Origin of the sequence: Pseudomonas sp. LF-5, from assembly GCF_037626295.1 — a bacterium.
Lineage (GTDB): Bacteria > Pseudomonadota > Gammaproteobacteria > Pseudomonadales > Pseudomonadaceae > Aquipseudomonas > Aquipseudomonas monsensis.
In genome coordinates, this window is the sequence record NZ_JARKMT010000003.1 from 254,892 (window position 1) to 274,323 (window position 19,432).

General features: G+C 58.0%; 16 protein-coding genes. 11 read left to right on the forward strand and 5 right to left on the reverse strand.

What is annotated here, in order from left to right; all coding sequences use genetic code 11:
- Nucleotides 1–63: 63 nt before the first annotated feature.
- From PseuLF5_RS13190 to tssI, 5 genes are read right to left on the reverse strand one after another with little or no spacing between them, the layout of a single operon-like run.
- Nucleotides 64–2,400, reverse strand: coding sequence for a lipase family protein (locus PseuLF5_RS13190; protein WP_340133720.1), 2,337 nt, complete (start codon nucleotides 2,398–2,400; stop codon nucleotides 64–66).
- Complete coding sequence (locus PseuLF5_RS13195; RefSeq protein ID WP_340133721.1) at nucleotides 2,397–3,233, reverse strand: hypothetical protein; 837 nt, start codon at nucleotides 3,231–3,233, stop codon at nucleotides 2,397–2,399. The genes PseuLF5_RS13190 and PseuLF5_RS13195 overlap by 4 nt, the downstream gene beginning before the upstream one ends.
- Nucleotides 3,230–4,021, reverse strand: a complete 792-nt coding sequence (locus PseuLF5_RS13200) for a hypothetical protein (RefSeq protein WP_340133722.1) — start codon at nucleotides 4,019–4,021, stop codon at nucleotides 3,230–3,232. Before PseuLF5_RS13200 ends, PseuLF5_RS13195 begins: the two co-directional genes overlap by 4 nt.
- Entirely contained in the window at nucleotides 4,018–4,866 is an 849-nt protein-coding gene (locus PseuLF5_RS13205) for a DUF4123 domain-containing protein (protein WP_340133723.1), read from the reverse strand. Before PseuLF5_RS13205 ends, PseuLF5_RS13200 begins: the two co-directional genes overlap by 4 nt.
- A complete protein-coding gene (tssI, locus tag PseuLF5_RS13210) occupies nucleotides 4,863–6,896 on the reverse strand; it encodes a type VI secretion system tip protein TssI/VgrG (RefSeq protein WP_340133724.1) in 2,034 nt (677 codons plus the stop codon). Before tssI ends, PseuLF5_RS13205 begins: the two co-directional genes overlap by 4 nt.
- Before the next feature lie 715 nt (nucleotides 6,897–7,611).
- Between tssI and tssA the strand changes: the two genes are divergently transcribed.
- The 11 genes from tssA to tssH all read left to right on the forward strand — a co-directional run bounded on the left by tssA (nucleotide 7,612) and on the right by tssH (nucleotide 19,429).
- Nucleotides 7,612–9,174 (forward strand): type VI secretion system protein TssA, encoded by a 1,563-nt coding sequence (tssA, locus tag PseuLF5_RS13215; protein WP_123469924.1) that lies wholly within the window; start codon nucleotides 7,612–7,614, stop codon nucleotides 9,172–9,174.
- A 32-nt stretch (nucleotides 9,175–9,206) separates the two neighbouring features.
- Nucleotides 9,207–9,710, forward strand: coding sequence for a type VI secretion system contractile sheath small subunit (tssB, locus tag PseuLF5_RS13220; RefSeq protein ID WP_003229587.1), 504 nt, complete (start codon nucleotides 9,207–9,209; stop codon nucleotides 9,708–9,710).
- Nucleotides 9,711–9,738: 28 nt separating this feature from the next.
- Nucleotides 9,739–11,214 (forward strand): type VI secretion system contractile sheath large subunit, encoded by a 1,476-nt coding sequence (tssC, locus tag PseuLF5_RS13225; RefSeq protein WP_123469922.1) that lies wholly within the window; start codon nucleotides 9,739–9,741, stop codon nucleotides 11,212–11,214.
- A gap of 9 nt (nucleotides 11,215–11,223) precedes the next feature.
- Nucleotides 11,224–11,631 (forward strand): type VI secretion system baseplate subunit TssE, encoded by a 408-nt coding sequence (gene tssE, locus PseuLF5_RS13230; protein WP_122594477.1) that lies wholly within the window; start codon nucleotides 11,224–11,226, stop codon nucleotides 11,629–11,631.
- Nucleotides 11,632–11,642: 11 nt separating this feature from the next.
- The gene (locus tag PseuLF5_RS13235) at nucleotides 11,643–12,149 is read left to right on the forward strand and encodes a PAAR domain-containing protein (RefSeq protein WP_093429636.1); all 507 of its coding nucleotides are present in this window, start codon (nucleotides 11,643–11,645) and stop codon (nucleotides 12,147–12,149) included.
- Nucleotides 12,150–12,153: 4 nt separating this feature from the next.
- Nucleotides 12,154–13,005: a hypothetical protein gene (locus tag PseuLF5_RS13240; RefSeq protein ID WP_340133725.1), complete on the forward strand. Its 852-nt coding sequence runs from the start codon at nucleotides 12,154–12,156 to the stop codon at nucleotides 13,003–13,005.
- The gene (locus PseuLF5_RS13245; RefSeq protein WP_336347657.1) at nucleotides 13,002–13,379 is read left to right on the forward strand and encodes a hypothetical protein; all 378 of its coding nucleotides are present in this window, start codon (nucleotides 13,002–13,004) and stop codon (nucleotides 13,377–13,379) included. The genes PseuLF5_RS13240 and PseuLF5_RS13245 overlap by 4 nt, the downstream gene beginning before the upstream one ends.
- A 100-nt stretch (nucleotides 13,380–13,479) precedes the next feature.
- Nucleotides 13,480–13,857, forward strand: coding sequence for a hypothetical protein (locus PseuLF5_RS13250; protein ID WP_336347569.1), 378 nt, complete (start codon nucleotides 13,480–13,482; stop codon nucleotides 13,855–13,857).
- A 144-nt stretch (nucleotides 13,858–14,001) separates the two neighbouring features.
- On the forward strand, nucleotides 14,002–15,789 hold the full coding sequence (gene tssF, locus PseuLF5_RS13255; protein ID WP_336347568.1) for a type VI secretion system baseplate subunit TssF: 1,788 nt from the start codon (nucleotides 14,002–14,004) through the stop codon (nucleotides 15,787–15,789).
- Nucleotides 15,753–16,760 (forward strand): type VI secretion system baseplate subunit TssG, encoded by a 1,008-nt coding sequence (tssG, locus tag PseuLF5_RS13260; protein WP_123469914.1) that lies wholly within the window; start codon nucleotides 15,753–15,755, stop codon nucleotides 16,758–16,760. Before tssF ends, tssG begins: the two co-directional genes overlap by 37 nt.
- Before the next feature lie 11 nt (nucleotides 16,761–16,771).
- Nucleotides 16,772–19,429, forward strand: coding sequence for a type VI secretion system ATPase TssH (tssH, locus tag PseuLF5_RS13265; protein WP_322375214.1), 2,658 nt, complete (start codon nucleotides 16,772–16,774; stop codon nucleotides 19,427–19,429).
- The last annotated feature ends 3 nt before the right edge of the window (nucleotides 19,430–19,432 follow it).

The following is a 19,432-nucleotide window of genomic DNA, read 5'->3' on the forward strand; positions in this document are numbered from 1 at the left end:
GGGGAGCAGCGCAATAAAAAATGGGCACACCGATTGCGGTCGGGTGCCCATTTTTTGTGGTGATTACACAATTGAATCAATATCCAGCTGATAGGGCGCGCCGACCGCGTGTCCCCCCGTCATTGCCGCGATCGCTGCATCGTGGTCCTGGGCGGCGGGAGGAATCATCGCCAGTTGTTCCTGAACGAGATTTTCCGGGTGCGCGTTCCAGCGCAGCAGGTTTTCCTGCACCCACTCGGGCTGTTCGGCGTAGCTGCCGTAGACGTCGGCCTCGGTGACTCGCTGGCCGTGCAGGGCGACCAGTCGAGCGTGGGTCATTTCTATTTTGCTGATTTCTCTGTCGAGAACTGTCGTCTTGTGGGTTCTTTCCTCGTGCCGGACATACGCGCTGGGGTGGTCTCGGAGATTGCGCTTCACGGCACTCAGTTGGTCTTTGAGATTCTTTAAAGCGCCACTCACCCATTCGAACTCCCGGTACGTCACCACAGAACGTTTGAGCTGCTGCGCCTCCTGCCAGCGGCGCAGACTGGCCCAACAGCCGGGGATGTAGCTCCCGACCATCGAGTGATCGCTCGCCGCGGCGAGCTGCTCCAGAAATGAGCCGCGCTTGGGCAAGCCATTGATATTTCGCAAGGCCTGTGCGCAACCGTGATCGTTGATGAGGCTGCAGCCAGGCTGCCAGAGAATGGATGACTTGTGTTCCTTGCCAAACACCACCGGCATGAAGTGGCGTAGTTCACCGTGATGCCCGTAATCCTCACCAAAAAAGTTGGTTACGCCCCAGACCAGCAAGGCAAACCCGGCGACCGGTTGAAGGGCCAACACCACTCCGTTGGCGGTGTACATTTGCTTGGGTTCGGCATAGGTGTTCATCCAGGTGGCGGGTACGCTGGGTACCGGGTCGTTCTGGTTGACGATGCGGTGGTGGGTCAGTGGCTGGGCGCTTGCGATGAAGGTGGTGTCGCCGGCGCGAGGGGCACCGTAGGTGTAGAGCACGATATCCGATGAGTATTGAGGATCGCGGCGCAGCATCTCGGACAAGATCAGTGCTATCGCCCCGCCCAGGCTGTGTCCGGTAATCAGCAGTTTTTGCCCACTGTAGAACCTCTCCAGATAGCTCACGACAAACGGGAAAACCGCTTGGGCGCCCCCGTAGAAGCCACGGTGCACCTTGCCTTCTCCTTCTTGAAAAGGCACCTGATAGGCGTCTCCGTCACGCAGGCCATCGGGCAACGTTTCGCTGGTTCCCCGGACACTGATCAATATCACCTCGTCGTGATGCGTAATAAACGCCTGAGTGTCCGTACTGTCGGCTTGTTTGCGATCATCGAAAAAGTGCAGCTTGGCCGGATGTTCCTGTTGATCCCCCAGTGCTGGATCATTCACCTCGGGGTAGAGCTGTGGATCGAACGGCACCACTTCCAGGCGTTTCGAGTAAGGCACTTCTTCATACAACGGGTAGTACTTCTTCCTTTGCGAGGCATCGACTTTCCACAACTCATCAAACTGCGGCAGTGCATGGCCGAACCAATTACCGCTGCTGGGCTGCACGGGGAAACTCACACGGTCGGTCTTGACCGGTTGCGTGTTCGGCTCCTGGCCGAAGTCGGTGTAACTCAGGGTCGCCATCAATGACAGTTGATAGAGGTTGAGTGCGCAGAACTCGTTGCCGATCGACAGCATAGGGCGTAACGCCCGCATGGGGCGCACTTCCAGCACATGGTGCTTGTTCGGCAACAAGGCAATGCCCTTGGGTTTGGGCGGCGGCGGAGAGAAACCCAACTCGACCGTGGCCATGCTGGCCTGACTGAAGATCGCGCTCATTCCTGCGTCCGGCGCATTGCTATCAATCTGTGCGAACGTTCGGGTTTGGAGCGTGGAGCGCATGAGTTTGTGCACCACCATATTCGGCGGATCACGACGCTCTGCCAGAGGCGGCAAGTGCGCTACATGTTTGACCAGTTCGCTCACTTCAACCTGGTAATAGGCGTTGGTCCCGGCAAGGTCTTTTGCTGGATTGGCCTGGGTACGCACGCCTGATTTGGTGAAGAAGCCAGTTTTCTCGGCGCGAACCTGGAGTTCGGTGATGGGGAGGGGGTAGTGCTTCCGGCGAATTAACTGACTGTAGTCATCATCTCGACCTTGATATGAATGATTGAGTTTAAGTACCACCGGCCCACAAAAATGATTTATTACTTTTCCAGAGCCTGTCGCATCCAGCTGACCGGAATAGACGGTGTCTTCGTAATCAGTGATTTCGAATGTCAAACCCGCATAGGGCTTGCCGTCACCAAATTCGTCCACTAATTGAAAGGTCGTGGAGTGACCACGTAAAGGGCAGGCGTGAATGTTGCCCTGCATAAAGGCTGCAACGCTCGGATCTAACGACTCAATGCTCATGGGATCTCCTCCTTGTTTTCCGTGCAGCCCGGATAAATGGTGCACACCCGCTCATCCACCATCCTGAAGGTGCTGAAGTCGTGGTGATTGCCGTAGCAAAACGCATGTTGATCTTCGAAACTTTTCCCCATGCAACGCTTCCAGCCGTTCGGCACCTTTACCCAGGTGTCCCCCATGTAGGGCTCCTCTTCTTCGGACAACCTGATCCTCAGCTTTATGGTTTTCCCCGAGAGTTGTGTCAGCGTGTAAGCCGTGAACGGACGACTTCGGCCAACATTGCCCTGCGCATCCATTTTTTTGCAGGTAAGCAGCTTGATCAGGTAACGCTTCGGCCCGACGGTACGAAAAGACCACATGCACTCGCCGAAGAACTCACCTGTGCCGTCATCGCTGAATGTCCCCATGTGCCGCTCCAGCAACTCTGGACGCACGGCAAATGAGGCGTAGTCATAGCTGCTGTTACTTCTTCCTGGGCCAAAAACACCAATGACCTTGATCTCCACATGATTCAGCGCCAGCGGGCAGTTGCTCACGGTTCTGTAAAGCGGGATTTCTGATGTGCCTTCATATTTCATGTTGGTTTTATTGAACCCAAGCTGAGTACCTTTTCCACCCGGTACCGAGCATGTCTGATCTTGGGCGGGCACGTAGGTGGCCGTCAGGTCGTACTTGAAGTTGGGCGGAAGGTCGGGAACAAAGGTGAAAGTGTTTGGTTTGCTGACAGCCGAGCAACCCACTGTCAAAGCAAGGCAAGTGCCCAATGTCAGCCATTGAAGGACTTGTTTGAAGTGCAGGAAATACACCCGCGATTGCTGTGTTTTTTGATCCCTCATGGTGTCGCATCCTTGTTTTCCGTGCAGCCGGGGTAAATGGTGCAAACGCGTTCATCCACCATCCTGAAGGTGCTGAAGTCTTTGTAATTTCCATTGCAGTAACCACGCTGATCTTCCATACCTTCACCCAAACAGCGCTTCCAGCCACCGGGAACTTCAACCCAAGTGTCACCCCAGCCGGGCCTTTCTTCATCAGCCAACTTGATCTTCAGTTTTACGGTTTTCCCCGGCAGTTGCTTCAGCGTGTATGCCGTGGAAGGACGACTCCGGGCGACATTGCCCTGCTCATCCATTTTTTTGCATCTCAACATTTTTATGAGGTAACGCTTGGGGCTGACCGTGCGAAAAAACCACATGCATTCACCGAAGAACTCACCTGTGCCGTCATCGCTGAATGTCCCCATGTGCCGCTCCAGCAACTCCGGGCGTACGGCAAATGAGGCATAGTCATAGCTGCTATCACTTCGTTCCGGGCCAAAAACACCGATGATCTTGATTTCCACTTCATTCAACGACAGCGGGCAGCCGCTCGCGGTTTTGTACAGATCAATTTCCGCGGTGCTGACGTATTCCATATTCGGCTTATTGAAGCTGACCCAGAAATCCGGCTTCCCCGCCACCCTGCACGTTTCACCTTCGATGGGCAGGTAGATGGCTTTAAGTTCGTACTTGAAGTTGGGCGGAAGGTCAGGAACAAAGGTGAATGTGTTTGGTGTCCCCACAGCCGAACAACCCACGCTCAGCGCGAGGCAACTGCCAAGCGCCAGCAATCGAAACGCACCGTTCATAAACGAGCCTCTCCCTGCCAATACAGCACTTGCTGGTAGACCCGCTCAAAATGCGCCGCCGGTTCTTCTTCAGGTTTTGGCAGCCACGATTTGGGCGGCAGATACCCCGGCATCTGCAAACTCTGCATCAGCAAGAAATGCACTTGCTCCGGTGCTTGCCAGCCCCACAGGTGAGTTCGCTGAATCTGCTCCCACAACCAGTCATCCACATCCAGTTGTTCCGCGAGCCTGATCAGCGCTTCGGTGTGTTGGCCCACCAGATAGCGCCGGGCGTTATCGAACAGGACGTTGGCGTAAATCAGCTCCGGTGTCGGGGTCTGTAGCCATGGCGGGTCGGCTGGCACCGGGTGTGTGCCAGGATCGGGATTGTCGGCGACCCTCCATTGCCCGTCGTGCCAGTAACAGACGCTGACCATCGGCCCCAGAAGTTCGGCGTACTGCTGCGGTTGCAGATGAACCAGTGCGCGGCCGAGTACCCGATTGTCATGCGCGCGATAGACCGCCAGAGTTGGTCGTTCACCGGTCAGCACGCGTTCGCGCCAATGCGCAGCCAGGGCATCCAGCTCAACGTGACTGGCGCTTGCCAGCCAGCCCCAGTTGCGTTCGGGGGCGCGCAGCAAACTCTGGATCGCCGGGTCATGAATGGAGTCGATGTGAAACAGCAGTGGCCCTGCCTGCGCCAGTGCGTTTGCAGCTGTTCCTGCATACAGATTGCGATACCGCGCAACGCCCTGTTCGTCCAGCAGCGCAGCTCTTGTATCCATCTGCCCGTCGATATCGAGCATCAGATAAAGATCGCGCCCGGCCCGGTTTTGTTCGTGCAGCCATGATTCGAGCGCAGTCATGCGACTTCTCCAAGGCTGCACTGGCCAGCCAGACAGGCCTCGCAGAGCGGGCAATAGTCGGCCGCCTGCTGACGGGCGTCGCTGAGGATGGACGGCGGGGTGGCGATGGCGGGGATGGCTTGGCGGGCTTCAGCCTGCAATGGCTGCAATGGCTGCAACGGCGTGATCCCCGGCATGGGCGCACCGCCCTCGACGATGGGCACGCTACTGAAAATCCCCGCAGCGTTGATCACGAGGTGATGCCCGCCGGCCGTCAACGTCAGGCTCATCCCGGCATCAATCACCACGTTGCTGGCGCTCACATGTGCCTGTTCACCGGCCTGAATCACCAGTGCCCCGACCGACTGACTGCTGGTGCCACTGACCGTGAGCAAATCATCGGCGTTGATCACCGTGCTGCGCACGCCTTGGTGGGTGCGCAGCGCCTTGCCCTCGATCAGGGTGGTGCTGTCGTTGCCCGTCTGTTCGAAGCGGTCATGACCGATCACGCTGCGACTGTCGTTGAGGATCAGTTGCTCGATGTCGCGCTCGGCGCGCAGGTAGATTTTTTCCCTGCCGGCACGGTCTTCGATCGACAACTCGTTGTAGCCGCCATTGCGCGGCGAGCTTTGGCTGCGCAATACCGTTCGGGTCTTGTGTTCGGGCAGTTGATGGGCGACTGAGGTGACCTTGTTGGGCACGCAACCGGTGATCAGCGGTTTGTCCGGGTCGCCGTCCTGAAAGGTCACGACCACTTCCATGCCAATCCGCGGAATGGTTACCGCGCCAAAACCTTCACCCGCCCAACTGGATGCAACACGGATCCAGCAACTGCTTTTTTCGCTGCCGAGTTCGGCGCGATCCCATGGGAATTCCACGCGAACTCTGCCGTACTCGTCGCAAAAAATGTCCTCGCCAGCAGGGCCGGTGACGCGCGCGGTCTGGCAGACCAGCAGCGGCTTGCGCGGTGGCAGAGAAGGGCGGTAAGACACCTCCGCCGGCATGGCCGTGAAGGTGTTGCGATAACCTTGGGTGAAACCGTCGGCGGGTGGGGCGTCATTGCTGCCTGCTTCTTCAAGTGACTGCGGCTGCCTTCCTTCATGATGAAGACTTGCCAGTAGCCACAGCTCGTTGCAGTCCTGGCGCGGATGTTCGGTCAGGTCGAACAGGTAGCCGCTGCGCAAGGTGCTTTGATTGCTTTTGCCTTCGATCAATAAATAGTCGCGGCGATGCCGCTCCAGTGCCTGACGTGCCAGTTGTCTGCCGTGTTTTTCCGACGTCATCAGCAGCGGGTAGCGATAGTCCTCAAGCTCGGGTGTGAATTCGGCAGTGAAACGACTTTCAAGCAACAGGCTGGGTCGCCTCAAGTCATAGTCGCGGCGGGTGACGGTGGTGGTGCGAGTGTTGAAGCGCAGGGTCAGTTCATTGACCACCGGGTGTTCCGCGACCATGCCGCTGTCGGCCTGAAAAGGCGTCGGACCCAGTGTCGGGAAGAACACCTGACTGTCGGTGAACACCAGCAAATGCCGGTCTGGCGAATGCTGGTGATGCCACGCAATTCCGTCTTCGGCGCACAGACGCTGAATGAACGCGAAATCGCTTTCGTCATACTGCGTGCAGTACTCACGCTCCGGATTGAGCGCGACGTTGAAGGTGAAGACGTCGGACTGGATGCCATGACGCTGGAGCACTTGCGCAATGATTTGCGGCACCGTCAGCTTCTGGAAAATCCGCTGGTCGTAGCTGAACTGCAAATAGTGCAACGCTGGCACCAGCGTGAGTGCATAGCGGGTCAGGCGTTTTCCGGATTCCCCGAGCATCACCTCTTCGATACGCCCGTGAATGCCTTCGCCGTTGTGGCCGAACTGCAGGAATGCCGGTTGACTGAGCAGTCGCTCCAGATCGAGGTGCGGATACTCGCTGACCAGTTCTATGCGGATGGAATAAAGCTGACTGATAGCTTCAGTGCCATCGAATGCCAGTACCTGAAAATCATGGCGAATTCCGGGAATTTGCAGGGTAAAAGGCGCGCAACTGCCCGTGCTGAACATACGCTTGTCCTTAAGCAAGGTGAGTCGATGCGCGGTGTTCGATCGTCCCTGATCGCCACGCGAAAGAATTTGCCAAGGCAAGCTAGCAATGCAGGAAATAAATTGATGTAAGAAGTATCCCTGAGGTTTGTCAGAGTATTCCGGGTGTGAAAGTGCGGGCAGAATTGAAGGAAAAGACTGTAGGGGAACACTTCAATAATTATTGAGTTGGTACGGATGTACAGTGTTCAGCAGTTCCGTATAAGTTTCAGGAATATGAATTGCCATCAATTTGATGGCACTTTTTTTGTTTAGCGTTGTCCGCGAAAAAAATATTTAGAAAAATCTGCGTTTTTCGGAAGAGTCCTACTTCTATTTTTTTCGAGAGTTGTCATGCTTGCCGCCCTGTAATGGAACGGGCGTTCGGGCCGATACGGTCAAGTTCGAGCGGGCCGCTCTGGATCAAGGGTTCTGAAGGGGCGTGGCGAATGCAGGCCATATAAATCGCTATCAGGGATTCCCCTGTCGGATATAGGGCAATCTCTTACACGCCCCAATGAACACTTCGTCTTGTTGTTTAATCGGATGCTTGCTAGTGGCCATCATAGTGATTACGATGCGCCCACTTGAAAGAGCACATCTCAATTGGATGAGTCGCTTCACCGCTCTTCGATACTGTCCAGCGCCGTGGCAACTCCAATAGGCGCATGACTGTAATCCTAATTAAAGGCCATGGATGTCCTACTCAAGCAAACTTTCCGCCCATTACCTCGAACTCGCAAAAGTCTCTGTTTCCAAAGAGAATTTCGCGGGCGAAGACGTTCGTTTTTCGAGCGAATTCGAGGCCCTGGAAAGCGAGCTGGCCAAAGCTTCGTCGATGCACGAGAGCGGGCAGATCGACTGGCTGAAAATCCGTGAAAACAGCGAAAATCTCCTGCGCACCCAGTCCAAGGACTTGCGGGTTGGCGCCTGGCTGACCTGGTCGCTGTACCAGCGCGAGTCCTTCCCCGGGCTGCTGGCGGGCCTCGGTTTGCTGCACCACCTGTCGGAAAACAACTGGGCCGACGTTCACCCGCTCAAACCCCGTACCCGTGCCGCCGCCATCGGCTGGCTGGTGCCGCGTCTCGAACAGGTCATCACTGAAAACATTGCGATCAAAGAGCAGTTGCCGATGTTCCGGCAGCTCTCCGAGCACCTGTCCGGTCTCGAAGCGGCCTGCGCTGAACATCTGGGCGATGATGCGCCGCTGCTGCTGCCGATCTCCCGTCGTCTGAAAACCATGATCCAGCGCGCCGCCGACAATCAGCCGGCCCCCGGCGTGGTGGGCGCGGCGGTGGCGCAGGTCAAGCAGGCTGCGAGCCAGTTGCTGACGCCCGGCGCGCCGATCGACAACGAGCGCGAGGCACACAAAGCCTTGCGCGCCCAGCAGGAAAGTGCCCGCCCGTTGTGTGCCTGGTGGCTCAAGCAGAAGGCCACCGACCTGCGCGCCCTGCGCCTGAATCGCACACTGCTGTGGATGACCATCGACGCGGTACCCGAGCGCAACGCCGAGCAGATCACCGTGTTGCGCGGCCTGCCGCTGGAGAAACTCAAGCTCTATCAGGACCGCTTCGATCAGGGCAAATACGCCGACCTGCTGGTGGAACTGGAGGCGAGCCTGGCGAAGGCGCCGTTCTGGTTCGATGGCCAGAGGATGGTCTGGGAATGTCTCCAGAACCTCAACGCCGAGTTGGCCATGCGCGAAGTGGAAATCCACTTCGCGCTTTTGATTCAGCGCCTGCCCGGCATTGTCGAGTTGCGCTTCCATGACGGCGCGCCGTTTGCCGATCCGTCCACCCGGGCGTGGATCGCCGCCAACGTCATGCCGCACCTGCAAAGCGCCAGTGCGCCGCGCAAGGTCGAAAGCGAAAACGTCGAAACCCAGCCCGCCTGGGAAAAGGCCCTTGAGGAAGTGTTGCCATTGCTGCGCAAGGAAGGCCTGAAACCGGCCGTGCAGATCCTCAAGCAGGGTTTGCAGTCGGCCCACGGTGGTCGCGAGCGCTTCTTCTGGCAGTTCGCCCTCGCGCGCCTGTGCTTCATGGCCAAGAAGTACGAACTGGCCAAGAACCAGCTCGAAACCCTCGATCAGACATTACAGGACTCAGGCCTGCACGCCTGGGAGCCCGATCTTGCATTGGAAGTGCTGCACCTGCTGCACAGTTGCTGCGAGTTGTTGCCGCAGAACCATGCAGTGCGTGAACGCAAGGAAGAGATTTATCGCAGGCTGTGCCACCTCGACCTCGAAGTGGTACTCGAATAGGCCCCAGGGCCACAACCGCAAGGAGAAAAGCCATGGCCAAAGAAGGCTCGGTAGCCCCCAAGGAACGCATCAACGTCACCTTCAAACCCGCCACCGGCGGTGCTCAGGAAGAGATTGAACTGCCGCTGAAACTACTGGCAATCGGTGACTACACCCACCGCAAGGACGATCGCAAAATCGAGGATCGCAAGCCGATCAGCATCGACAAGATGACCTTCGACGAAGTGTTGGCCAAGCAAGAACTGGGTCTGACGCTGAGCGTGCCGAACCGTCTGCAGGAAGATGGCGAGGCCGACGAGCTGGCTGTGCAACTGCGCGTCAATTCGATGAAGGACTTCAACCCGGCCAGCCTGGTCGAGCAAGTGCCTGAGCTGAAAAAACTGATGGAACTGCGCGATGCGCTGGTGGCCCTCAAAGGCCCGCTGGGTAACGCACCTGCGTTCCGTAAAGCGATCGAAGGCGTGCTCGCCGACGACGAATCCCGCGGTCGCGTACTCGGTGAGCTGGGCCTGAACGCCGCAGCCCCGGACGCCTGAGAACCCAGCAGCCAAGGAAGCCAACACAATGAGCACTAGCGCAGCACAAGAGAAAAGCGCCGACAACGGCGAGTACAGCATTCTCGACAGCATCATCGCCGAAACCCGTCTGACCCCGGACGACGAAGCCTACGACATCGCCAAGCGTGGCGTGTCGGCGTTCATCGAAGAGCTGCTCAAGCCGCAGAACAACGGTGAGCCGGTCAAGAAAGCCATGGTTGACCGCATGATCGCCGAGATCGACGCCAAGCTCAGCCGTCAGATGGACGAAATCCTGCACCACCCGGATTTCCAGGCCCTGGAATCGTCGTGGCGTGGTCTGCAGTTGCTGGTCGACCGCACCAACTTCCGCGAAAACATCAAGATCGAAATCCTCAACGTCTCCAAAGAAGACCTGCTGGACGATTTCGAAGATTCGCCGGAAGTCATGCAGTCGGGCCTGTACAAGCACATCTACACCGCTGAATACGGCCAGTTCGGTGGTCAGCCGGTTGGCGCGATCATCGCCAACTACTTCATGTCCCCAAGCTCGCCGGACGTGAAACTGATGCAATACGTGGCCAGCGTATCCTGCATGTCCCACGCGCCGTTCATCGCCGCGGCCGGCCCGAAATTCTTTGGTCTGGAAAGCTTCACCGGCCTGCCGGATCTGAAAGATCTGAAAGACCACTTCGAAGGCCCGCAATTCGCCAAATGGCAGAGCTTCCGTACTTCGGAAGACTCCCGTTACGTTGGCCTGACCGTGCCGCGTTTCCTGCTGCGTAACCCGTACGATCCGGAAGAAAACCCGGTCAAATCGTTCGTGTACAAGGAAACCGTTGCCAACAGCCACGAGCACTACCTGTGGGGCAACACCGCTTTCGCGTTCGGCACCAAGCTGACCGACAGCTTCGCCAAATTCCGCTGGTGCCCGAACATCATCGGCCCACAGAGCGGTGGCGCGGTTGAAGACCTGCCGTTGCACCATTTCGAAAGCATGGGCGAAATCGAAACCAAGATCCCTACCGAGGTTCTGGTTTCCGACCGTCGTGAATACGAACTGGCCGAGGAAGGCTTCATCTCCCTGACCATGCGCAAAGGCTCCGACAACGCGGCGTTCTTCTCCGCAAGCTCGGTGCAGAAGCCGAAGTTCTTCGGCATCAGCGCAGAAGGCAAGGCGGCAGAGCTGAACTACAAGCTCGGCACCCAACTGCCGTACATGATGATCGTCAACCGCCTGGCTCACTACCTGAAAGTGCTGCAGCGCGAGCAACTCGGTTCGTGGAAAGAACGTACCGACCTCGAGCTGGAACTGAACAAGTGGATTCGCCAGTACGTCGCCGACCAGGAAAACCCGAGCGCCGAAGTGCGTGGCCGTCGTCCGCTGCGCGCTGCGCAAGTGATCGTCAGCGACGTTGAAGGCGAGCCGGGCTGGTACCGCGTGAGCTTGAACGTGCGTCCGCACTTCAAGTACATGGGTGCCGATTTCACCCTGTCGCTGGTTGGCAAGCTGGACAAAGAGTAAGAGCGACTCATGGACGGATACGGCAGTCTTTTCGAACGCCTCAATGGCGATGCGGAACAGCGCAAGGGCAGGAGCCTCGAGGCTTCGGCCATGGCGTCGGTGGCTGCCCATCTGGCCAAAATGCTCAGCACCCGGGCCGGCAGCGTGCAAACGCTGTCCGACTACGGGTTGCCCGATCTCAATGACATGCGCCTGAGCCTGCACGACTCCCTGAGTCAGGCCCGCCTGGCCATCGAAAGCTTCATCGAAGCCTACGAGCCGCGCCTGAGCAACGTGCGTGTTATTTCCCTGCCGCGTGACCACGATCAACTGCGCCTGGCCTTCAGTATCGAAGGCCTGCTGGAAGTTGAAGGGTTCAAGCGTCAGGTCAGTTTTTCCGCGCGCCTGGATGGCAGCGGACAAGTGAAGGTCACCTAAGGAGATCCCCGATGTCTGGCAAACCCGCAGCACGCGTATCCGACCCCACCGCTTGCCCACTTCCAGGCCACGGTACCAACCCGATCGCCGCCGGTTCCGGCGACGTGTTCTTCGACGGCCTCGCGGCCGCCCGCCAAGGCGATGCCTCGGCGTGTGGTGGTGCGATGTCGGGAGGTTTGGCGACCACTGTGTTGATCAATGGCAAACCTGCCGCGACGGTTGATTCGGTGGGTACGCATGGCAACAAGGTTACGGCTGGATCCGGGACGGTGATTATCGGGAATTCGCATTCGCCGGCGCCGTTTGTGCCGCCGGAGCCCGTTGTTATTCCTGGGATCTTCAACCGAGTTTTTTCCTTTCATGCAGCGGACGGACAACCAATCGCGAACTTGAATTACAGAATGGTTTCTGAGAGTGGATTAGAAAAAGCAGGATGTTCGTCGGCAGCTGGGGGCACGGGGTGTTTCTCCACTGGTAAACAAGGCGAGATGGTTACCATCTACGTGTCGGCGGAGTAATCGCGTGGAAACCTCTATTGTTATCGACGGCATCGCACATGTTTTCGAGACCTCCGATGGAAAAACGGAGCTGAAAATTAAAGCCGAAACTACGCCGAGTGAAGATAAAGAACCGAAAAAGCTTCCTTTGCCAAATGTTTGGCTGATAACCAGAGGCAATGGCGTGCCTCTTTTTGCTGTAAAACCGAATGCATCAGATGTTCAGTTCAGAATCATGACGGCTGAAAAGCTCTATGCGGAAGCCATCCAATGGTTTGAGCCTCTAGCTGATAACTACCGGGAAAAGTTATGGGTGAATCCCGAGTCTAAAACTGCCGGCACGGACGCATACAATGCTTATAAACAATTTACCTGGGCAGAAATTATAAAGTTTGCAATTGTTGACAGAATGTCAATTAGCTTCGCTCCTAGAATGCCCGGTGATTGGAAAAATAGTTCAGAGGGCGGCGCCGGATTTATAATGGTGATGATCGAGGGCGAGCCCTATTGGACTGACGGTGTTGGACAAATACCGTTCTCGACCGATACCTACCGTTTATATTTGGAAGAAACCAAGTCTTCGGAAACGGCTATCAAGAAAACCGTTGAAACCGGTATGACGTATGGTGATGGTATTCCTATATTTCCGAAGGAGGACAGAACCAACGAATACGATAACTACATGGTGCTGCGCGGTGCTTTGTGGGCCTCTGAAAATTTTGAGCTACGCACTGAAACTATAAGAGTATTTGCTGGGCGAATGGGTTATCGCGAGAAAGTGGTGACCAGTACTGTTTATCTTGGCACATCCGATCAGAAGTTAAGAAGCTCCATCACGCAAGGCTCTGTAGATAAGTATGGAGAGTGGAAAAGATGATGGTGAGGCTAGCGGCGGGTTTATTGGTACATTTTTTTGCCTGCGTCATTTATGTCGTGGTTAATTACTATGGTGTTTCGCTGTACAAGGTTTTATTTGGTGGGCTTACCTCGCGTGGTGCTTCCATCGGGATTGCCATGTATATGGTGTTTTATCTGTTTATTTTTGTAAATTTAGTTGTTGCTGTAATTCCAAAGCGAATGGTGAAAGTTAGCATTGTTTTTCTAATGGTTGCATTGATATTGGTTTATCTGTTGCCGCTTTATCCTGTTCGCGCGGCCGCTTACAGCGTTTTAACGGGTGGGCTAACTATTTTGGCGATATGGCTGGCTGGCAAGTTTGAAAAGTTTTTGTTGGCTCGGGTCATGACATGAAGTTTTTTGCTTTCTGGAAAAAGGGGGCGGTCCCTAATATTGCTTGGGTCATTACTGATGGTTCTTTCTGCCCATGAAGTTTTTGTGCGGGAACGGCTCAATGAAATCAAGAGCGTGGCAATGCCTTGCCGCTTTCCTCTGCTCGGTCGGTTTGCTGACGATTCTGGTCGGCTTCGCGTTGCTGTTGCGAATGGAAAGCTCGACCGAACCAAAGCTCTTCGCTCATCCCCATGCGTTGTGGATTGGCGCCGAGGATGGCGGGGTTTTTGTCGAGGTCACCAAGCACGAAGCGCCCGACTATTACGTGGAGATTCGTCACGAAAATGGTCAGATGTGGACAGAAGGCTGGGTTCGATATGGCACCCGGGATAGCCATCCACTCAGCGCTGCAGCAATTGGTGGCTACGGCGGCGAAGAGCTCTATGTGTATACGGGCGTCGAGATCACTCCGCAAAAACAAGGAGCCGCACAGCGATGAATATCTACGTGCGCGTCGCGCAAACGATCCTTCATTCGGCCATCAACACCCGGAAGCGCATCGCCAGGAGACGCTGTATGTCCGCAACGACAATCGTGCTCCAAAGGATGTTTTTCATGCGATCCACTACCAGGCAGGTAACCCGTGTCCTTTAACCACTACTACCAAAGCGAACTCACCGCACTGCGCCAACTCGGTCGCCGTTTCGCCGAGCGTAGTCCGGCGTTGGCGCCGTTTCTGGGCCAGGCCGGGCGGGATCCGGATGTGGAGCGGTTGCTGGAAGGCTTTGCGTTTCTCACCGGGCGGCTGCGGCAGAAGCTCGATGACGAATTGCCGGAACTCAGCCATTCGCTGATGCAACTGCTGTGGCCGAACTACATGCGCCCGCTGCCGGCGTTCAGCATTTTGCAGTTCGATCCGCTCAAGCGTTCCGGCCCGGCGCTGCTGGTCGAGCGCGATACACCGATCGAGAGCAAACCGATCGAAGACGTGCGTTGCCGCTTCCGCACCTGCTACCCGACTGAAGTGTTGCCGCTGGATCTGGCTGCGCTGAACTACTCGGTGAAAGGCGACGGCTCGCTGCTCAGCCTGCGTCTGGAAATGAGCGCCGACGGCCACCTCGGTGAGCTGGAACTGAGCAAACTGCGTCTGCACTTTGCCGGCGAGCGCTACATCAGCCAGATGCTCTACCTGAGCCTGCTGCGCAATCTCGAAGGCATCGAGCTGATCCCGCTCGACGGCGCCGGCAAGCCGATAGATGGTGTCGCTGGCAAGCCGATGGCGTTCAAGATTCCCGGTGACCGGGTCAAGCCGGTGGGTTTTGCCGAAGAAGAGGCGTTGATTCCGTATCCGCTGAACACTTTCCGTGGCTATCGCTACCTGCAGGAATACTTCGCTTTCCAGGACAAGTTCCTGTTCGTCGACGTCAACGGTCTGGACATTCTCAAGGCGCTGCCGGAAGACACGCTCAAGCAGATGCGTGGCCTGGAACTGCGCTTCGACATTCGCAAGAGCGGCATCATGCGTATGCGTCCGACCCTGGATAACGTGAAGCTGTTCTGCACCCCGATTGCCAACCTGTTCGCCCACGACGCCCTGCCGATCCGTCTCGACGGCAAGCAGGACGAATACCTGCTGCTGCCGGCGGAATACGATCTGGAAAACTGCGGTGTGTTCTCGGTGGAAACCGTGACTGGCTGGAAGCCCGGTGGCCTTGGTTATCAGGAATACGTGCCGTTCGAATCGTTCGAGCATGACCCGAGTTTCGACGTGCCCAACAGCCGTCCGCATTACAGCATTCGCCAGCGTTCGTCCCTGCTGCACGACGGCCTCGACACCTACCTGAGCTTCGGCATCCGTCACACCGAAGCCCACGAAACCCTGTCGATCGAGCTGATGTGCACCAACCAGAACCTGCCGCGCAAGCTCAAGCTCGGCGACATCTGCCTGGCCTGCGAAGAGACCCCGGAGTTCCTCAGTTTCCGCAACATCACCCCGGCGACGTCGAGCTTCGCACCACCGCTGAACCGTGACTTCCTGTGGAAGCTGATCAGCAACATGTCGCTTAACTATCTGTCGCTGGCCGACGTCAATGCGTTGAAGGTGATTCTGGAAACCTACGACTTGCCGCGCTACTACGACCAGCACGCGGAGAAGGTCAGCAAGCGCCTGCTCGGCGGCCTCAAGCACATCAAACATCACCACGTCGACCGGCTGCACCGTGGGCTGCCGGTGCGCGGTCTGCGCACCGAACTGACCATCGACCCGGAAGGGTATATCGGCGAAGGCGACCTGTTCGTGTTCGCTTCGGTTCTTAACGAGTTTTTCGCGCTTTACGCCAGTCTCAATTCATTCCATGAGCTGCGGGTAAAAAGCACACAGGGAGAGGTGTACCAATGGACACCACGTATGGGCCTGCAGCCCCTGCTTTAAGCGGGCTGACCAAGGTAATACGCGAGTACTCGCTGTTTCAGGCCGTGCTGCTGGTGATCGACCGGCTGCGCGAAGCTCACCCGTACCTGAGCGAAGACGACTTGTACGATCACGTGGAATTCCAGGCCAACCCGAGCCTCGGTTTTCCGCGCAGCGATGTTGATCGTGTGGAGTTCTTCGAAGAGCACGGGCAGATGCGCGCGCGCATGCGTTTCAACCTGATCGGCCTGGTCGGTTCGGGCTCGCCGCTGCCGGCGTTCTATGGCGAACAAGCCTTGGGCGACAGCGAGGACGGCAACCCGACGCGCAACTTTCTCGACCTGTTCCACCATCGCCTGCAACGGCTGATGCTGCCGATCTGGCGCAAGTACCGCTATCGCGCCAGCTTCCAGAGCGGCGCGATCGACCCGTTCTCGTCGCAGCTGTTCGCGCTGATAGGTCTGGGCGGCGACGAGATCCGCAAGGCCAAGGAACTCAACTGGAAACGCCTGCTGCCGTACCTCGGCCTGCTCAGCTTGCGGGCGCACTCGGCGGCATTGATCGAAGCGGTGCTGCGTTATTACTTCAAACACGAAGACCTGGTCATCGAACAGTGCATCGAGCGCCGCGTGGAAATCCTCGACGAGCAGCGCAACCGCCTCGGGCGCGCCAACAGCCTGCTGGGTGAAGACCTGGTGCTGGGTGAGCGGGTGCGCGACCGCAGCGGCAAATTCCGCATTCACATCACCGAACTCGACTGGGAGCGATTCCACGAATTCCTGCCGATCGGGTTCGGCTACCAGCCGCTGTGCGCGCTGGTGCGGTTCACCTTGCGTGACCCGCTCGATTACGACATTCGCCTGGTGCTGCGCCCGGAAGAAATCCGCGAACTGCGCATTGGTGAGAAGAACGACTGTCGCCTGGGGTGGACCAGTTGGCTGGGCTGCGAAAAAGCAGACGGCGTAGTGACCCTGGGCAGCAAAATTCATTAAGGACGTGAGCCATGATCAACGTAGACCTGCAACAACTCATTCAGGCGCTGGACGCCGAAACCCGCCGTGATCTGGAGCGTTCAGCCGAGCGTTGCGTGGCCCGTGGCGGCAGCAAGATCCTCGTCGAAGACCTGCTGCTGGGGCTGCTGGAGCGTCCTAACGGCTTGCTGTCGCGTGCGCTGCAGGATGCCGACGTCGACGCCGGCGAACTGAGCGCCGCGCTGCAGTCGCGCGTTGAGCACAGCGCTTCGCGCAACCCGGTGTTCGCCCCGGAACTGGTGCAGTGGCTGCAAGATGCGCTGCTGGTGGCCAACCTTGAACTGGGCCAGACCCAGGTCGAAGACGCCGCGCTGATCCTCGCCCTGCTGCGCAACCCGATGCGCTACGCCGGCAGTCGCTATCAGCCGCTGCTCGCCAAATTGAACATTGATCGCCTGAAGGAATTTGCCCTGTCGCAACAGGAACAACCGGCGGCCAACGGTAAACCGGCGGCGCAGGGCGAGTCGCTGTTGCAGCGCTTCACCCACAACCTGACTCAGCAGGCCCGCGACGGCAAACTCGACCCGGTGCTGTGCCGCGATGGCGCAATCCGCCAGATGGTCGACATCCTCGCCCGCCGCCGCAAGAACAACCCGATCGTGGTCGGTGAGGCCGGTGTCGGTAAAACCGCCATCGTCGAAGGCCTGGCCTCGCGCATTGCTGCCGGTGAAGTGCCGCAGGTGCTCAAGGGCGTCGAGCTGCTGTCGCTGGACATGGGTTTGCTGCAGGCGGGTGCCAGCGTAAAAGGTGAGTTCGAACGTCGTCTCAAAGGCGTGATCGACGAGGTCAAAGCCTCGCCAAAACCGATCATTCTGTTCATCGACGAAGCCCACACCCTGATCGGTGCTGGCGGCAATGCCGGCGGTTCCGACGCAGCCAACCTGCTGAAACCGGCGCTGGCGCGGGGCGAGCTGCGTACCATCGCCGCCACCACTTGGGCCGAGTACAAGAAATACTTCGAGAAAGACCCGGCACTGGCCCGTCGTTTCCAGCCGGTGCAACTGCACGAACCGACCGTCAACGAAGCGGTGACCATCCTTCGTGGTCTGGCCCAGGTTTACGAGAAGAGCCACGGCATCTACCTGCGTGATGACGCGGTGGTCTCGGCGGCCGAATTGTCCGCACGTTATCTGGCCGGTCGCCAGCTGCCGGACAAAGCTGTCGACGTCCTCGACACCGCCTGTGCTCGCGTGCGTATCAGCCTTGCCGCTGCCCCGGAAAGCCTTGAGCGCCTGCGTGGCGAACTGGCCGAAGGTGGTCGTCAGCGTCAGGCCCTGCGTCGCGATGCCGAGGCCGGTCTGCTGATCGACCACGAAGCGCTGGATGCGCTGGAAGCGCGACTCGACGAAGCCGAAACCGAAATGGTCGCGCTGGAAAGCCTGTGGACCGAACAGAAACAACTGGCCGAGCGCCTGCTGGAACTGCGCCAGCAACTGGCCAAGGCCCGCGAAGCCGCTGCCGTTGAACCGATCGTCAGCGTTGAAGAAGACGCCGAAGGTACCGTGATCGAAACCCTCGCCGCTGAAGTCGAGGAAGGCCAGAGTGTCGAAGCGCTGGAAGCCGAACTGAATAAAACCCACAGTGCCCTGACCGCCGCACAAGTCAAAGAGCGTCTGGTCAGCTTCGAAGTCTGCCCGCGTCTGGTCGCCGAAGTGATCAGCGCCTGGACCGGTGTGCCATTGGCGCAACTGGCCCGCGAACACAACGCCAAGGTCGCTAGTTTCGCCACCGACCTGCGCACGCGCATCCGTGGTCAGGAACAAGCCGTGCACGCACTGGATCGCTCGATGCGCGCCACCGCTGCGGGCCTGAACAAACCTGACGCACCGGTCGGTGTGTTCCTGCTGGTCGGCCCGAGTGGCGTCGGCAAGACCGAAACCGCGCTGGCCCTCGCTGATCTGCTGTACGGCGGCGACCGTTTCATCACCACCATCAACATGTCCGAGTTCCAGGAGAAGCACACCGTTTCTCGCCTGATCGGTGCGCCACCGGGCTACGTCGGTTACGGCGAGGGCGGCATGCTCACCGAAGCCGTGCGGCAGAAGCCGTACTCGGTAGTGCTGCTCGATGAAGTCGAGAAGGCCGACCCCGACGTGCTCAACCTGTTCTACCAAATCTTCGACAAGGGCGTGGCCAACGACGGCGAAGGGCGCGAAATCGACTTCCGCAACACGTTGATCCTGATGACCTCGAACCTCGGTAGCGACAAGATCAGCGACCTCTGCGAAGACGGCGCACGTCCGAGCGCCGAACTGCTCGAAGAAACCATTCGCCCGGTGCTGAGCAAACACTTCAAACCGGCGCTGCTGGCGCGGATGAAAGTGGTGCCGTACTACCCGGTCGGCGGTCCGGTGCTGCGCGAGCTGATCGAGATCAAACTGGGCCGACTCGGCGAGCGCCTCAACCGTCGTCAGCTGGATTTCAGCTGGTGCCAGAACCTCGTCGATCACCTGTCCGAGCGTTGCACGCAAAGCGAAAGCGGTGCGCGCCTGATCGACCATCTGCTCGATCAGCATGTGCTGCCGCTGGTGGCTGACCGCTTGCTCGACGCGATGGCCACCGGCGAAAGCCTCAAGCGTGTGCATGCCACGCTCGACGGCGAAGCCAGCGTGACCTGCGAGTTCGCCTGAGGT

Excerpts from the sequence above, each read along its gene's own strand:
- tssE (WP_122594477.1), top strand. The coding sequence starts at position 11,224 with ATGGACGGATACGGCAGTCTTTTCGAACGCCTCAATGGCGATGCGGAA.
- tssA (WP_123469924.1), top strand. The coding sequence starts at position 7,612 with ATGTCCTACTCAAGCAAACTTTCCGCCCATTACCTCGAACTCGCAAAA.
- PseuLF5_RS13250 (WP_336347569.1), top strand. The coding sequence starts at position 13,480 with ATGAAATCAAGAGCGTGGCAATGCCTTGCCGCTTTCCTCTGCTCGGTC.
- tssB (WP_003229587.1), top strand. The coding sequence starts at position 9,207 with ATGGCCAAAGAAGGCTCGGTAGCCCCCAAGGAACGCATCAACGTCACC.
- tssI (WP_340133724.1), bottom strand. The coding sequence starts at position 6,896 with ATGTTCAGCACGGGCAGTTGCGCGCCTTTTACCCTGCAAATTCCCGGA.
- tssG (WP_123469914.1), top strand. The coding sequence starts at position 15,753 with ATGGACACCACGTATGGGCCTGCAGCCCCTGCTTTAAGCGGGCTGACC.
- tssH (WP_322375214.1), top strand. The coding sequence starts at position 16,772 with ATGATCAACGTAGACCTGCAACAACTCATTCAGGCGCTGGACGCCGAA.
- PseuLF5_RS13200 (WP_340133722.1), bottom strand. The coding sequence starts at position 4,021 with ATGAACGGTGCGTTTCGATTGCTGGCGCTTGGCAGTTGCCTCGCGCTG.
- PseuLF5_RS13245 (WP_336347657.1), top strand. The coding sequence starts at position 13,002 with ATGATGGTGAGGCTAGCGGCGGGTTTATTGGTACATTTTTTTGCCTGC.
- PseuLF5_RS13205 (WP_340133723.1), bottom strand. The coding sequence starts at position 4,866 with ATGACTGCGCTCGAATCATGGCTGCACGAACAAAACCGGGCCGGGCGC.
- PseuLF5_RS13235 (WP_093429636.1), top strand. The coding sequence starts at position 11,643 with ATGTCTGGCAAACCCGCAGCACGCGTATCCGACCCCACCGCTTGCCCA.
- PseuLF5_RS13195 (WP_340133721.1), bottom strand. The coding sequence starts at position 3,233 with ATGAGGGATCAAAAAACACAGCAATCGCGGGTGTATTTCCTGCACTTC.
- PseuLF5_RS13190 (WP_340133720.1), bottom strand. The coding sequence starts at position 2,400 with ATGAGCATTGAGTCGTTAGATCCGAGCGTTGCAGCCTTTATGCAGGGC.
- tssC (WP_123469922.1), top strand. The coding sequence starts at position 9,739 with ATGAGCACTAGCGCAGCACAAGAGAAAAGCGCCGACAACGGCGAGTAC.